The sequence below is a fragment of the Micromonospora sp. NPDC005161 genome (assembly GCF_053599855.1).
The window spans coordinates 20,438-32,985 of the sequence record NZ_JBSFYQ010000058.1 but is presented as its reverse complement, the minus strand read 5'-3'; the positions used below and the strand labels follow the sequence as shown (position 1 = coordinate 32,985).

Genomic DNA, 12,548 nt, shown 5'->3' with positions numbered 1-12,548 from the left:
TACCTCCAACCGCTCCCCCCCCCCCACCCTCCCCGCGGCCCGCCCCCCCCCCGGGGGCCCGGCCAGCGGCATACCCACGACCGAATCTTGGACACCCGCGAACGGAAACCGTCCAAGATTGGCGACGGACGGCAGCGGTCCGGTCAGCGCTGAGTGATCCGAACGGTGGGCGGGTACGTACTCACCGGCGGGGACCGGCGGAGGGACGAGAACATGGCCGCAGTGGGTAACGGCACAGATCACCAGCCGGAGCCGGAGCCGGAGGCAGAGCCGGAGCCGACGGGTGACGCCGCCCCCCATCGAGGCTGGCCTGTCGGGACTCGGATGCTGCTGGCCGCCGCGGCCGTCGTGCTGATCCTCGGCGCCGCCGCGGTGGCCGTGATCATTGCTGATCCGCACCGCCTCGGCATGTCCTACTCCAGCGCACCCGACGGCCGCCCCGACGGCACCCGCCCCGACGGCACCCGCCCGGGCGGCACCCGCTCCGATTGCACCCCGCCGGACCACGCCCGCCCCGGCAGCATCCAACCCGGTGCTGGTCGACCTGATGATGCCGGATCGGACGGCGGCCCTCGGACGGGCGCGGTCGACCCCGACCGGGCCGGCGGGGGGCCGGGTGGCGAGGGTGCGGCGGCCGACGGGCAGACGGTGACCGCGCCTTTGGCGGGGCGGCAGCGGGCCACCTTCGTGCTGGCTGACGGGTTGTCCTCGTTCGAGCTGCGGGTGGTGGACCTGGGTGACGACCTCTACCGGATCAGCAGCCCGGCCGGGTCGGGCGTGACGGCCCGGCCGGCGGTGCTGGGCGAGACCGTCCGGCTCGGCGTGGTGACCAGCGGTGCGTCCGGGGCGAGGGCCGTGCGGGTGTTGCTCAATGAGCGGGTCAGCTGGCGTCTCCAGTTGGTCGGTGGTGTGAGCAGCCAGGTGCTGGATTTGACCCGGGCACGGCTGCTGGGGCTGGAGCTCGCCGGCGGGTCGGCCCGTACCGAACTGCTCCTGCCAGCTGTCAGCGGCACCATGACGGTGCGGTTGACCGGCGGGGCCAGCCAGCTCGACGTCCGGGTGCCGGGCGAGCCGCCGGTACGGGTCCGCGCGGGAGCCGGCGCCGCCTCGGTGGTGCTGCGCGACCAGCGCTGGGCCGGGGTGGCTGCCGGGGCACTGGTGGGTACGCCGGGATGGGACCGGTCGGCGGACCGGCTCCATCTCGACCTGGTGGCGGGAGTCAGCAGCGTGACGGTGGGCGCCAGCACCCGGTGAATCCGACCGTCGCCCGTGCGGTGGAAGCGCTGCGGCGGCGGGCGGGGGCGAGCGTACAGTCGGGCGGTGGAGCGTACTGAATCGATGCTGGCGGAGACCCGACCGCCCGGCGTGGCCGACGTCGATCCCGGCAGCGTGCTGCTGCCTGGCCACGACGTGCCGCTGGGCCGTTACACCACTGTTCGCCGACTGCTGCCGCAGCGCCCCCGCCGGATGGTCGGCGCGTGGTGCTTCGTGGACCATTTCGGCCCGGACGACGTGGAGCAGCGGCCCGGCATGGAGGTGCCGCCGCACCCGCACACCGGCCTGCAGACGGTGACCTGGCTGCTCGACGGCGAGATCATGCACCGGGACAGCCTGGGCAACGTCCAGCCGATCCGGCCCGGTCAGCTGAACGTGATGACCTCCGGGCACGGCATCGCCCACTCCGAGCGGTCACCGGCCACCCATCCGCCGGTGATGCACGGCGTGCAGCTCTGGGTGGCGCTGCCGGACCCGGCGCGGGCCGGAGCGGCGGGCTTCGCGCACCACGCCGACCTGCCGCGCTGGCGCGACGACAATCTGGACGTCACCCTGCTGGTCGGCGAGTTCGCCGGGGAGCGGTCCCCGGCGGTGGTGCACACCCCGCTGGTCGGTGTGCAACTGGAGCTGGGCGGCACCGCGCCGACCACGCTGCCGCTGCGGCCCGATTTCGAGTACGCGCTGCTGGCGATGTCCGGGTCCGCCGAGGCGGCCGGTGTCGGGTTCGAACCCGGCGCGCTGCTCTACCTGGGCTCGAACCGCCGCGAGCTGACCGTGCGCGGTGGGGCCGGGGCCCGGTTGCTGCTGCTGGGCGGGACGCCGTTCGATGAGCCGCTGGTGATGTGGTGGAACTTCGTCGGCCGCTCCCACGAGGAGGTCGTCGCGGCTCGGGAAGACTGGATGGCCGGGCGACGTTTCGGCGTCGTCGCCGACGATCCGGCGCCGCCGCTGCCGGCGCCCGCCCTGCCCACCACCCGGCTCAAGGCCCGCGACCGCACCGGTGGCCTGCACGGCTGAGGCCACACCCCGCGCGGCGGGGCCACGGCGCACCCTCACGGTCGGCGTGTGACCGACGTCCGCATGGGTAGTCGCCGGCATGGCGACCACATTGATCACTCCGGTGGAGGACCGGAAGCGCCTGGCCCGCCGGCTCGCCGGCAGCGGACGGGGCTTCGCCGAGCAGTACGGCTTCCGGGTCACCAACAACCCGGCGAGCCTGTTCCAGGTGCTCTACCTCGCGGTGCTGCTGGCCCGTCCTGGTGACTTCCATCGCGCGTTGGACGGCGCACGGGCGCTGCGCGACGAAGGGTGGGACAGCGCCGCCCGGTTGGCCCGCTCGCTGCACCAGGACCGGGTGCGGGTGCTGCGCGACAGCGGTCAGCGCGGCGACGTGGACGCGTTGGCCGACGTGCTGGGCGACCTGGCTCGCACGGTCGTCGAGCGGTACCGGGGTGACCTGCGCCGGTTGCGCGCGTTGGCGCACCACGACCCGGCCCGGGAGCGCAAGCTCCTCGCCGAGCTGCCCGGCGTGGACGACCAGGTGGTCGACCTGTTCCTGCGCGAGGCGCAGGCGCTGTGGCGGGAGGTCACGCCGGTGGCCGACCGGCGGGCGTTGGCCGCGGCCCGCCGCCTCGGGCTGGGCCGGTCCGCGGACGACCTGGCGGGGTTGACCAGCGGGGAGTCGGAGCGGCTGGCCTGGCTGGTGGGGGCGCTGGCCCGGGTCGACCTGGAGCACCGGTACGCGGAGTTGACCCGCTGACCATGACGTGCCCTGGCCCACAGTTCGCCAAATTCTGACCGTACGGATGATGTTCTGTCGTATGGTTGTACCCGGCAGTGCTGGCCGCTCGGTTCGGGCGACCATCCACCGCCTGGTGATCGCATCCGGTTCGGGTGCGGTTCACCGCCTGGGCAGGTTTGCGTGGCGCCCCCGGTCGCGGTTCGTGGCCACGGGGCGCCCGCCTGTCCCGGCGCGCCAGCCCACGCCCCCGTGGCCACTTCCGGGGCCCCGTCGGGCGTCTCAGCGGACCAGACCGGCCAGCAGGTTCACCGTGACGGCGATGATGAACGCGCCGAACAGGTACGACACCATCGAGTGCCGCAGCACCGTGCGACGCATCTCGTTGCTGGTCAGGTTCGTGTCGGAGACCTGGAACGTCATCCCGATGGTGAACGCCATGTAGGCGAAGTCGGAGTAGCGGGGCGGCTCGGGCTGATTGAAGTTCACCCCGCCGTCCGGGCCCGTGTAGTAGATCCGGGCGTACCGGGCGCCGAACACGGTGTGCACCACCAGCCAGGAGAGCGCCACACTGAGCACGCCCAGCCCGCCGGACATCTCCCGGCGGAGCCCGGGCGGCGCGGAGTGGGCGCTGGCAAGCACCAACCCCACCGCCAGCAAGCTGGCCAGGCAGGCGATCAGCAGCACCAGGTCACGGACGGCCCGGTTGGGGTCCTCGTACGAGGCGACCCGCGAGGTCTGCGCGTCGTCCAGCGGCCAGAGCTTGCGCCAGACCAGCCCCAGCCAGCTCAGCGCGGCCGCGTCCCAGCCGACCAGCGGAGCGAGTGGCGGCGACCACACCACGGCGACGACGCCGCCGACGATGATGCCCACCACCCCCACCAGGGCGAGCTGGACCGCGGCGGGGGTGTGCCCGCTCGGGACCCGGGACAGCGGACCCGTGCCGATCATCAGTGCCGGCCGCGCGTCGGGACTCGGGCCGCCACCGCCCTCGGGTCAGATGCCACGCAGGTGCTGCGAGACACGGCTGTGCTTGTCCCGGGCCTGCGCGGCCCGCTGCGAAGGACCCACCTCGGGGGCCGCGTCGATGCCGGCCGACCGGGCCACCTCGGTGCCGTTGGCGTAGTCCACCGGAGGCAGGGCGCGCAGGGCCTTCAGCACGTCCGGCGGGGCGCCCTCCCGCTCGGCCTCGCGGACCACGTCGTTCTTCTCGGCCGGGTAGTCCAGGCTCGACAGGTACTGCAGGACGTCGGCGTAGCTCGCCATGGCAGGGGCTCCCTCACGACATCGATGTGGTCACGACGGGCGGCGGTTACCCGCTCGCCGTCCGGTCACGCCCGGGCGGGTGGTCGAATCGGCTGCCGTTTCCCCCCGGCTGCCGCGGGTACCCGCAGGCGCCGACGCCAGCCCGAGGGAGTACGTGATGAACTACGACACCTTCATCGACCAGGTTTCGCAGCGCACCCGGGCGCCGTCCGAGCGGTCGGTCGAGTTGACCCGGGCCGTGCTGGAGACGTTCGCCGAGCGGCTGACCGGCGGCGAGGTGCTGGATCTGGCCGCCCAGCTGCCCAAACCACTGCAACTGGTGCTCAAGCCGAGCCCGCGCACCGAGCAGGCGGACCGGTTCGGAGCGGCCGAGTTCGTCGCCCGGGTAGCGCTACGCGCCGACGTGGAGGAGCCCGTCGCCCGGGACGCCGTCCGGGCGGTTTTCACCACGCTGCGCGAGGCGATCACCGGCGGGGAGTTCGACGACGTGGTCACGCAGCTGCCGCGTGACTACCGGCAGCTCGTCGAGCCTGCGATGGCCCCGGGGGCGACGTTGCGTCGCGCCTGACCGCGCCTGTCCCCGCCCGCACACAGCGGTTGATCAGGGCAACCATCGACATCCCGCCTGGCGGCGAGATTGAGCCTGACCTAACCTTGTCCTGCGAGGGGAGTACTTCCCACGAACCATTTCCGGTCAGTACGGCGCGCCCGGCGTGCCTCGGGTGGTTGCCCATCTTTGGTGGGTGAAGGAGACCTCGAACATGACACGGTGTTCGAGGAGGCCCCATGACCGAAGTGTCGTACCTGTCCGCTGCCGGTGAGTTGTCGTCAGTGGGCACGCCCACGCTGTGGGTGGTGACCATCGGCGGCGTACTGCTGCTGCTGGTACTGGACTTCCTGGTGACCCGCCGCCCGCACGAGGTGTCGATGCGGGAGGCGATCGGCTGGTCGGCGTTCTACATCGCGCTGCCGTTGGCGTTCGGCGGCTGGGTCTGGGCCCGCTACGGCTCCGAGTTGGGCGTGCAGTACCTCACCGGTTACCTGGTGGAGAAGTCTCTCTCGGTCGACAACCTCTTCGTCTTCATGCTGCTGCTGGCCGCGTTCGCGGTGCCGGCGGTGCTCGCCCAGCGGGTGCTGCTGTACGGCATCGCCGGCGCGCTGGTGCTGCGGGCGGTCTTCATCGCACTCGGTGCGGCGGCGTTGCAGACCCTCGACTTCGCCTTCCTGCTCTTCGCGATCATCCTCATCGCCACCGCGGTGAAGCTGCTCCGGGACGCCCTCTCCGGGCACCAGCAGGAAGTCGACATCAGCAGGATGCGCTCGGTGCGGCTGCTGCGCAGGTTCATGCCGGTGGTCAACGAGTACCACGGCACCCGGATGACCGTCCGGCAGGGAGCGAAGCGGGCGCTCACCCCGTTCGCCCTGGTGGTCGTCGCGGTGCTGGCCACCGACGTGGTCTTCGCGGTCGACTCGGTGCCGGCGGTCTACGGCATCACCGAGGACCCGTACCTGGTCTTCGCCACCAACGCGTTCGCCCTGCTCGGTCTGCGTGCGCTCTACTTCGTCCTGCACGCGGCGCTGAGCCGGCTGGTGCACCTCAGCTACGGCCTGGCCATCATCCTGGCGTTCATCGGCCTGAAGCTGGGCCTGCACTGGGCGCACGGCATCTGGGACAGCGTGCCGCAGATCCCCACCCTGGCCTCGCTCCTGGTGATCATCGGGGTGCTGGTGGTGGTCACGCTGACCAGCTTGCGCGCCACTCGGGGCGACCAGCCCGAGGAGCGTGAGGTGGTCGCGGAGCGGCGCTGACCGCGCCGCGCCGGGGCGACGAGGAGGTACGCGGGAAAGCTCCCGCCCCGGCCGGCGCGGGTGGTACGACTGTGCAATGGGAATCGTGTCACCGGGCTTTCAGGGTCGGCCCCGAACACAGGAGCCCGCCCTGCCACCCGGTCAGTACCTGACCGAGGATTTTCCGGTGCTCTCGGCCGGCCCGACGCCCCGGGTGTCGCTGGACACCTGGGAGTTCGTCATCGCCGCCGAAAATGGCACCGAGCACCGGTGGTCGTGGCAGGAGCTGATGGCACTGCCGCAGGAGACGCCGATGGTGGACATCCACTGCGTCACCCACTGGTCCAAGCTCGGCACCACCTGGCAGGGCGTCTCGCTGGACACTCTGCTCGACGGCGTGGACACCGGCGCGCACTTCGCGCTCGCGCACTCGTACGGCGGGTACACCACCAACCTCCCGCTGGACGACCTGCGCGGCGGCCGGGCCTGGGTGGCGCACACCTTCGACGGCGCGCCGCTGCCCCCGGAGCACGGCGGGCCGGCTCGGCTGCTCGTGCCGCACCTGTACTTCTGGAAGTCCGCGAAGTGGGTGCGCGGCATCCGGCTCAAGACGATGGACGAGCCGGGGTTCTGGGAGACGGCCGGATACCACGACTACGGCGACCCGTGGCGCGAGCAGCGGTACCAGGGTGACTGAGCGCGCGGTCGCGACCGGCACGCCGGCGCGGGCCCCGATCCGCTGGCAGGTCGGCCGGCTGGTGGAGCGCCGGGTGGAGACGCCGAGCGCGCACACTCTGGTGCTGGAGGTGCCGGACTGGCCGGGGCACCTGCCCGGGCAGCATGTCGACCTGCGGCTGACCGCGCCGGACGGCTACCAGGCGGCCCGGTCGTACTCGGTGGCCGGGCCCGTCGTGGACGGTCCGGGCGGGCCGCGCATCGAGGTGACCGTGCAGCGGGTGCCGGAAGGCGAGGTGTCGCCGTACCTGATCGACGTCTACGGCGCGGGTGACCCGGTGGAGGTCCGCGGCCCGCTCGGTGGCTGGTTCATCTGGCGGCCGGAGGAAACCGCGCCGGTGCAGCTGCTCGGCGGTGGCTCCGGCATCGTGCCCCTGATGGCGATGATCCGGGCTCGCCGGGCGACCGGCAGCAAGGTGCCGTTCCGGCTGCTCTACTCGGTGCGTACGCCCGGCGACGTGATCTACGGCGACGAGCTGCGCCGCCGGGTCCGCGACGACTTCGGGCTCGACGTGGCGTACGTGTACACCCGCGAGGCGCCCGAGGGCTGGCGTGGTGAGCCGCACCGGATCGGGCTGGCCGACGTCAACACCCACGGCTGGCCACCGGATCTGGAACCACTCACCTACGTCTGCGGCCCGACCGGGTTCGTGGAGACCGTTGCCGACCTGCTGGTGGGGTTGGGCCACGCGTCGCGGCGGGTGAAGACCGAACGCTTCGGCCCCACCGGCTGACCAGCCCACCCGCCCACGCAACGTCGAGGAGACCCGATGACCGAGATGTCGTACCTGGACGGCAACATGCTCGACGGCCCGCTGCGCGAGCTGTTCGCCGTCGACCTGAGCACGGCGATGGGCCGCTGCGAGAACTGCGGAATGACCGGATCGATGGCCAGCCTGCACGTCTTCTCGCACGCCCCGGGTCTGGTCGCGCGCTGCCCGTCCTGTGAGTCGGTGATGCTGCGGCTGGTTCGGGCACCGGACCGGGCCTGGTTGGACATGCGCGGCACCACGTTCCTTCAGGTCCCGATGCCGCTGGAGCAGACCCAGCCCGGCCCGCTGTGAGGAAGCGGGCGGCGTTGCCCGGCTGAGGCAGACTGGCCGAATGAGCGCTGCTCGATGGCGTGACGTGCCGCGCGCTGTTCGACTCGCCGTGTCGGTCGCCGTGCTGGTGTTCGCCTACGGCACGGTGGTCCACCTGCTTCAGTTGTTCGTGCCCGCGTTGAGGCCGCAGCTCACCCTGCCTGGCTGGCTCACGTTGTACTTCGTGTCCCTGACTCTGTGGGATTGCTTGGCGGCACTTCTGCTGGCGGCTCGTCGGGTGTGGGGACTGGCGTTGGGATGCGTCGTGCTGGTGACGGACGCGACCGCGAACTGGTACGCGAACTATGTGCTGGATCCGGCGGCGGGTGTCACCCCGGGCCGGATCGGCCAAGCGGTCATCACCGCCCTCGCCATCGCACTTGTCGCGCTCACCCCGTGGCTGGCGCCGTGGTTCGTCCGGCCCGGTGAGAAGGCTGCCCCGGTCCTCGGCTGACTCCTCGCCAGCGGAGGAGCCGGCGGTCTGCTCGCGCCCTTTGCTCTGCTTCAACCTACGCAACACTCACGGCCCGAAACCGTTGCCCCGGGTGGGCCGGCCGGTGCGGACGGCGTACGCCCGCTTCATCTTGACGTAGTTGCCGCAGCCGGCCATCGAGCACCAGCGGCGGGCCTGGTTCCGGGAGGCGTCGTAGTACGCCCAGCGGCAGGTGTCGCGGGCGCAGACCTTGAGCCTCGGCCAGCTGCCATCCTCGCCGCACACGCGGATCGCGTCGACCAGCCCGGCCAGCGCCCGGTTCAGCGGGGCGCTGTCGGCGGCGACAAGGTGGTGACCGTCGTCGGCGAAGCGCAGCGTGACGGGCACCCCGGCCAGGGCCTGGTTGAGCCGGTCGAGCGCGGTGGGGTCGGCGTGGTGACCGGCGTGGCCGAGCAGCACGGCGCGCAGACCCTCCCGGACCGTCACGGCCACGTTGAGGTCCGCCGGCCCGAGGTGCGCGTCCATTGCCATCAGGTCCCGTTCGACGAACCAGTCGCGGAGCCGGTCGGGGCTGGTCAGCATCTCGTCGTCGATCTGCGGCTCGAAGGTGTTCACGAAGTCCCGGACGAGCCGCACAGTGGCCGGCACCGCAGCGTCGTCGTCCATTGCCTCCCCTTTCATTAACACCACCGTAGCGTCTTGACAGGTGTGAAATCGCCTGCGAGGGTCGGAACTGCACCAGCGAAACGGCTTTGGTGGTGTGACCTTCGTCGGGGGGAGGGCGGGTCGTGGCTTCCACGCTCAAGGACGTGGCGCAGCTCGCTGACGTGTCGGTGAAGACCGTCTCCAACGTCGTCAACGGCTATCCCCACGTGAGCCCCGAGGTGCGCCGCCGGGTCGAGACCGCCGTCGCCCATCTGGGCTACCGGCCGAACGTGTTCGCCCGGACGCTGCGCACCGGCCGCACCGGCGTGCTCGCCCTGGTCCTGCCCGGCGCCGACGTGCCCTACCCGCACGACCTCGCACGCGAGGTCGTGCGCGCGGCGGCAGGTCGGGGTTACCGGGTCGTCATCGAGCAGGTGGGGCCCGACGACGAGCGCCCGGCGCCGTCGTTGGGCGCTGCCCGCCCGCTGCCGGTGGACGGCGTGCTGGTCAGCGCGCCCGTAGCGCCGACCGAACTGGTCGAGGCGCTGACCGCCGCCGGGCGTTCCGTCGTGCTGGTCGGCGGCGAGGTTCGGGACGGGCGCTGCGACCGGGTCAGCGTCGACGTCGCCCAGGCTGCCGAGGACGCGACCACGCACCTGCTGCGCGCCGGCCGCCGGCGGATCGCCGCGATCGGCGCTTACCCGAGGGAGTCAGCTGACGGATATCACCGCGCGCTGCGTCGGGCCGGGCTGGCGGCCGTCCCCGGTCAGCGGCTGCCCGCGTCGCGGCACCGTCGGGCCGACGGCTACCGTGCCGCCCGCGCCCTGCTCGCCCAGCCGGACCGTCCGGACGCCATCTTCTGCTACTCCGACCCCCTCGCGATCGGCGCGATGCGCGCGGCCTTCGACGCCGGGCTGCGCGTCCCGGTCGACGTCGCGGTGATCGGCATCGGCGACATCGAGGAGGGGCGCTACTCCCGGCCCACCTTGAGCACCGTCGCCGTCGACACCGGCTTCCTGGCCGGGGAGGCCGTGGCCCGGATCGACCAGCCGGGCGCGGCGATCGCCAGGGTCACCGTGCCGCACAGCGTGCTGCCCCGGGAAAGCACCGGGCCGGCCGTGCGCTGACCGCCGGTTGGACAGCGCCGGGGTGGGTCGGTCAGAGTGGTCCGCCGTGAGATACCTGCGTACCGGCGGTCCCGCCGCGATCCGCCGACCCCGGCCCGCCGACTCGGACGAGTTTCTCGCCGCCGCGCGCCGCAGCCGGGAGCTGCACCACCCGTGGCTGGTCGCGCCGGACAGCCCGGAGGAGTACGACCGGTACCTGCGCCGGATCCGCCGCCGGGACAGCTCCGGCTACCTGATCTGCGATCGGGCCAGCGGCCAGATCGCCGGCTACGTGAACATCAGCGGGATCGTGCTGGGCGCGCTGCGCGGCGGCTATCTCGGGTACGCGGCGTTCGAGCCGTACAGCGGCACCGGGCACGCCTCGGCGGGCCTCGCCCTGGTCATCGACCACGCGTTCGGCGCGCAAGGGTTGCACCGGCTGGAGGCGAACATACAGCCCGGCAACGAGCCGTCCCGGCGGGTGGCCCGCAAGCTGGGTTTCCGGTTGGAGGGCTTCTCCCCGGACTACCTGTTCATCGACGGCGCGTGGCGCGACCACGAGCGTTGGGCGATCACGGCGCCGGCGGCGACCTGAACGGCCGCCGGACCCGCTCCGCGGCGGGCCCGGCGGCCGAGGTCAGGCTGCGGTCACTGGGGCGCCTGCTCAGCTGCCCGGCCGGGGGAACGCGACCGGGCTGCGCAGGCCGTCACGGCCCACGGCACGGATGCCGAAGAAGACGTTGTCCTTCGAAAGGTCGATGCTGACCTCGGTGACATCACCGACCGGGATGACCCGCTGCCACTCGGCGGCCGTGGTCTCACGCCACAGCACCTCGTAGCCGGCCAGGTCCGGCTCGGTTCCGCGCTGCCAGCGCAGAGTGGTGTTGTTGGTCAGGTCGGTGGTCACGATGATGGCGCCCTTGGGCGTGCCGGGCCCCTGGGCCAGCGACCACAGCGCCGCGCCGTTGACCCGGGCCACCCGGGCGATGTACCCGAAGTCGCAGAACTCCGGCAGGTCACCGAACTGCTGCCCGTCCTGCACCCGGACGTCCTGGTGCTGGTGGGCGAAGTCTTCGTTCGGCTCGGTGAACCGCGCCGCCGGCCAGCCCTCGCGCAGGAACGAGATGTGGTCGCTGCCGCGCAGGTAGCGGTCCCGCCGGTAGATGACCCGTACCCGCATCCCGGTGGTGTCGTTCTCCGCCACGTCCCGAACGAACCGGGCGAGCTGTCGGGACGGCGAGTCGTTCTCGCCGCCGACGGACTGCCGGGTGGTCGCCTCCGCGGGGGTCTCCGCCGTCGGCACGCCCTCGGCGAACAGCCGCACCGCGTACGGGTCGCGGGTGCCGTCGTCGGCCGTGCTGCTGCCCACGATGTCGTTGCTGAACATGCCATGCACGTCCGCACCGGCCGCCTTGAGCTGCTGGGCCAGGTACGTCGAGCCGTACAGCCCCTGCTCCTCGGCGGCGACCGCGGCGAAGACGACGGTGGCGGCGGTGGGCCGGCTGGCCATCAACCGGGCCAGCTCCATGACCACGGCCACGCCGGAGGCGTCGTCGTCTGCGCCGGGCGCGTCGCTGACCGCGTCCATCACGTCGGTGACCCGGGAGTCGTAGTGGCCGGTCACCACGTACGTCCGGTTCGGCGAGGTCGTCCCGCGCAGGGTGGCGACCACGTTGGTGATCCGGGTCGCGGTGGGGATCCGCGACGCCGGTTGCTGGATGTACGACTGGAGTTCCACGGTCATCCGGCCGCCGGAGGCCGCCGCGTACTCCTGGAGGCGGGCGAAGATCCAGTCCCGGGCGGCGCCGATGCCCCGCTGCGGGTCGTCCTGGTTGGAGAGGGTGTGCCGGGTGCCGAACGCGGCCAGCCGGCGGACGATCGCCTCGATGCGGCGCGGATCGACCTGGCGCAGCAGCTCGCGTAGCTCGCGGTCGGGCCGTTGCGGGCGTAGCGGGCGGCCCGGACCGGACGGTGGGGCGTCGGCGGTGGCCGGCGCGGCGAGCGCGGGCACCGCCACGGTGGCGGCGGTCGCCGCGGTGGCGGCGGCGGAGGCGGACAGGAAGGTGCGGCGGGTGGACCTCGTGGGCTTCTCGCCGGTGTCGTCAGATCCCATTCCGGCATCCTCCCCATCGATGGAGGTGTCTGTCCATATCGCCGGGCGTGGATGTTCCATTGCTTTCACCCGGACCGGGTGATGACACCTGGTGTCGACCGTTCCTACGGTGGGTGGCATGGCTGCCGTGCGGCGTGCAGCCCGCAGGCGTGGGCGGCCGGCGCCCCGCTGGCCCTGATCCGCGCGATGCTGGGGCTCAACCCGGTGCAGGGGCGGCTGGTGCTGGACCCGGACATCCCGCCCGAACTGCGCCAGATCACGGCCGATCGGGTGCGGGCGTTCGGCCACGAGTGGGGGTTGGAGGCGGTAGGCGGGAGCGGTCACCTCCGGCTCCAGCCGAGCTGAGCCGTCCCGCCGCCGACGTTGC

16 protein-coding genes are annotated in these 12,548 nt (G+C 72.5%); 12 read left to right on the top strand and 4 right to left on the bottom strand.

Annotated elements, in window-relative coordinates:
* Window positions 1-213 precede the first annotated feature (213 nt).
* From ACWD5O_RS33450 to ACWD5O_RS33440, 3 genes are all read left to right on the top strand, one after another.
* Window positions 214-1,254 (top strand): hypothetical protein, encoded by a 1,041-nt coding sequence (locus ACWD5O_RS33450; protein WP_450087731.1) that lies wholly within the window; start codon window positions 214-216, stop codon window positions 1,252-1,254.
* A 66-nt stretch (window positions 1,255-1,320) separates the two neighbouring features.
* Window positions 1,321-2,292 carry a pirin family protein gene (locus tag ACWD5O_RS33445; protein WP_450087730.1) on the top strand — a complete coding sequence of 324 codons (972 nt, stop codon included), beginning with the start codon at window positions 1,321-1,323 and terminating at the stop codon, window positions 2,290-2,292.
* Window positions 2,293-2,371: 79 nt separating this feature from the next.
* On the top strand, window positions 2,372-3,034 hold the full coding sequence (locus tag ACWD5O_RS33440; protein ID WP_450087729.1) for a hypothetical protein: 663 nt from the start codon (window positions 2,372-2,374) through the stop codon (window positions 3,032-3,034).
* A 261-nt stretch (window positions 3,035-3,295) separates the two neighbouring features.
* Here the strand turns inward: ACWD5O_RS33440 and ACWD5O_RS33435 are convergent, their stop codons facing one another.
* Together ACWD5O_RS33435 and ACWD5O_RS33430 are read right to left on the bottom strand one after the other, a co-directional pair.
* Window positions 3,296-3,964 (bottom strand): DUF1345 domain-containing protein, encoded by a 669-nt coding sequence (locus ACWD5O_RS33435; RefSeq protein WP_450087728.1) that lies wholly within the window; start codon window positions 3,962-3,964, stop codon window positions 3,296-3,298.
* Window positions 3,965-4,009: 45 nt separating this feature from the next.
* Window positions 4,010-4,279, bottom strand: coding sequence for a DUF2795 domain-containing protein (locus tag ACWD5O_RS33430; RefSeq protein ID WP_354967591.1), 270 nt, complete (start codon window positions 4,277-4,279; stop codon window positions 4,010-4,012).
* A gap of 157 nt (window positions 4,280-4,436) precedes the next feature.
* On the opposite strand from ACWD5O_RS33430, the gene ACWD5O_RS33425 reads away from it, so the two are divergent.
* The 6 genes from ACWD5O_RS33425 (at window position 4,437) to ACWD5O_RS33400 (ending at window position 8,338) form a co-directional block, all read left to right on the top strand.
* Complete coding sequence (locus ACWD5O_RS33425; RefSeq protein WP_450087727.1) at window positions 4,437-4,847, top strand: DUF2267 domain-containing protein; 411 nt, start codon at window positions 4,437-4,439, stop codon at window positions 4,845-4,847.
* A 218-nt stretch (window positions 4,848-5,065) separates the two neighbouring features.
* Window positions 5,066-6,088 (top strand): TerC/Alx family metal homeostasis membrane protein, encoded by a 1,023-nt coding sequence (locus tag ACWD5O_RS33420; RefSeq protein WP_450087726.1) that lies wholly within the window; start codon window positions 5,066-5,068, stop codon window positions 6,086-6,088.
* 76 nt (window positions 6,089-6,164) lie between these two features.
* On the top strand, window positions 6,165-6,764 hold the full coding sequence (locus tag ACWD5O_RS33415) for a sulfite oxidase-like oxidoreductase (RefSeq protein ID WP_354967600.1): 600 nt from the start codon (window positions 6,165-6,167) through the stop codon (window positions 6,762-6,764).
* On the top strand, window positions 6,757-7,536 hold the full coding sequence (locus ACWD5O_RS33410) for a ferredoxin reductase (RefSeq protein ID WP_450087725.1): 780 nt from the start codon (window positions 6,757-6,759) through the stop codon (window positions 7,534-7,536). Before ACWD5O_RS33415 ends, ACWD5O_RS33410 begins: the two co-directional genes overlap by 8 nt.
* 36 nt (window positions 7,537-7,572) lie before the next feature.
* Window positions 7,573-7,866, top strand: coding sequence for a DUF6510 family protein (locus tag ACWD5O_RS33405; RefSeq protein ID WP_354967602.1), 294 nt, complete (start codon window positions 7,573-7,575; stop codon window positions 7,864-7,866).
* 40 nt (window positions 7,867-7,906) lie between these two features.
* Window positions 7,907-8,338 carry a hypothetical protein gene (locus ACWD5O_RS33400; RefSeq protein WP_450087724.1) on the top strand — a complete coding sequence of 144 codons (432 nt, stop codon included), beginning with the start codon at window positions 7,907-7,909 and terminating at the stop codon, window positions 8,336-8,338.
* A gap of 66 nt (window positions 8,339-8,404) precedes the next feature.
* On the opposite strand, the gene ACWD5O_RS33395 is transcribed toward ACWD5O_RS33400, so the two are convergent.
* On the bottom strand, window positions 8,405-8,983 hold the full coding sequence (locus tag ACWD5O_RS33395) for a CGNR zinc finger domain-containing protein (RefSeq protein ID WP_450087723.1): 579 nt from the start codon (window positions 8,981-8,983) through the stop codon (window positions 8,405-8,407).
* Window positions 8,984-9,105: 122 nt separating this feature from the next.
* Here ACWD5O_RS33395 and ACWD5O_RS33390 point away from each other — a divergent pair, with 122 nt between their 5' ends.
* Both ACWD5O_RS33390 and ACWD5O_RS33385 read left to right on the top strand, forming a co-directional pair.
* A complete protein-coding gene (locus tag ACWD5O_RS33390) occupies window positions 9,106-10,089 on the top strand; it encodes a LacI family DNA-binding transcriptional regulator (protein ID WP_450087722.1) in 984 nt (327 codons plus the stop codon).
* A 46-nt stretch (window positions 10,090-10,135) separates the two neighbouring features.
* Window positions 10,136-10,663 carry a GNAT family N-acetyltransferase gene (locus ACWD5O_RS33385; RefSeq protein WP_450087721.1) on the top strand — a complete coding sequence of 176 codons (528 nt, stop codon included), beginning with the start codon at window positions 10,136-10,138 and terminating at the stop codon, window positions 10,661-10,663.
* 69 nt (window positions 10,664-10,732) lie between these two features.
* On the opposite strand, the gene ACWD5O_RS33380 is transcribed toward ACWD5O_RS33385, so the two are convergent.
* Window positions 10,733-12,181, bottom strand: a complete 1,449-nt coding sequence (locus ACWD5O_RS33380; RefSeq protein WP_450087720.1) for a M20/M25/M40 family metallo-hydrolase — start codon at window positions 12,179-12,181, stop codon at window positions 10,733-10,735.
* Window positions 12,182-12,262: 81 nt separating this feature from the next.
* Between ACWD5O_RS33380 and ACWD5O_RS33375 the strand changes: the two genes are divergently transcribed.
* Entirely contained in the window at window positions 12,263-12,526 is a 264-nt protein-coding gene (locus ACWD5O_RS33375) for a hypothetical protein (protein ID WP_450087719.1), read from the top strand.
* Window positions 12,527-12,548 lie beyond the last annotated feature (22 nt).

Bases quoted from the DNA above. Each gene is read 5' to 3' on its own strand.
- ACWD5O_RS33450 (WP_450087731.1), top strand. From the start codon at position 214: ATGGCCGCAGTGGGTAACGGCACAGATCACCAGCCGGAGCCGGAGCCG.
- ACWD5O_RS33440 (WP_450087729.1), top strand. From the start codon at position 2,372: ATGGCGACCACATTGATCACTCCGGTGGAGGACCGGAAGCGCCTGGCC.
- ACWD5O_RS33435 (WP_450087728.1), bottom strand. From the start codon at position 3,964: ATGATCGGCACGGGTCCGCTGTCCCGGGTCCCGAGCGGGCACACCCCC.
- ACWD5O_RS33430 (WP_354967591.1), bottom strand. From the start codon at position 4,279: ATGGCGAGCTACGCCGACGTCCTGCAGTACCTGTCGAGCCTGGACTAC.
- ACWD5O_RS33425 (WP_450087727.1), top strand. From the start codon at position 4,437: ATGAACTACGACACCTTCATCGACCAGGTTTCGCAGCGCACCCGGGCG.
- ACWD5O_RS33420 (WP_450087726.1), top strand. From the start codon at position 5,066: ATGACCGAAGTGTCGTACCTGTCCGCTGCCGGTGAGTTGTCGTCAGTG.
- ACWD5O_RS33415 (WP_354967600.1), top strand. From the start codon at position 6,165: ATGGGAATCGTGTCACCGGGCTTTCAGGGTCGGCCCCGAACACAGGAG.
- ACWD5O_RS33405 (WP_354967602.1), top strand. From the start codon at position 7,573: ATGACCGAGATGTCGTACCTGGACGGCAACATGCTCGACGGCCCGCTG.
- ACWD5O_RS33400 (WP_450087724.1), top strand. From the start codon at position 7,907: ATGAGCGCTGCTCGATGGCGTGACGTGCCGCGCGCTGTTCGACTCGCC.
- ACWD5O_RS33395 (WP_450087723.1), bottom strand. From the start codon at position 8,983: ATGGACGACGACGCTGCGGTGCCGGCCACTGTGCGGCTCGTCCGGGAC.
- ACWD5O_RS33380 (WP_450087720.1), bottom strand. From the start codon at position 12,181: ATGGGATCTGACGACACCGGCGAGAAGCCCACGAGGTCCACCCGCCGC.
- ACWD5O_RS33375 (WP_450087719.1), top strand. From the start codon at position 12,263: ATGACACCTGGTGTCGACCGTTCCTACGGTGGGTGGCATGGCTGCCGT.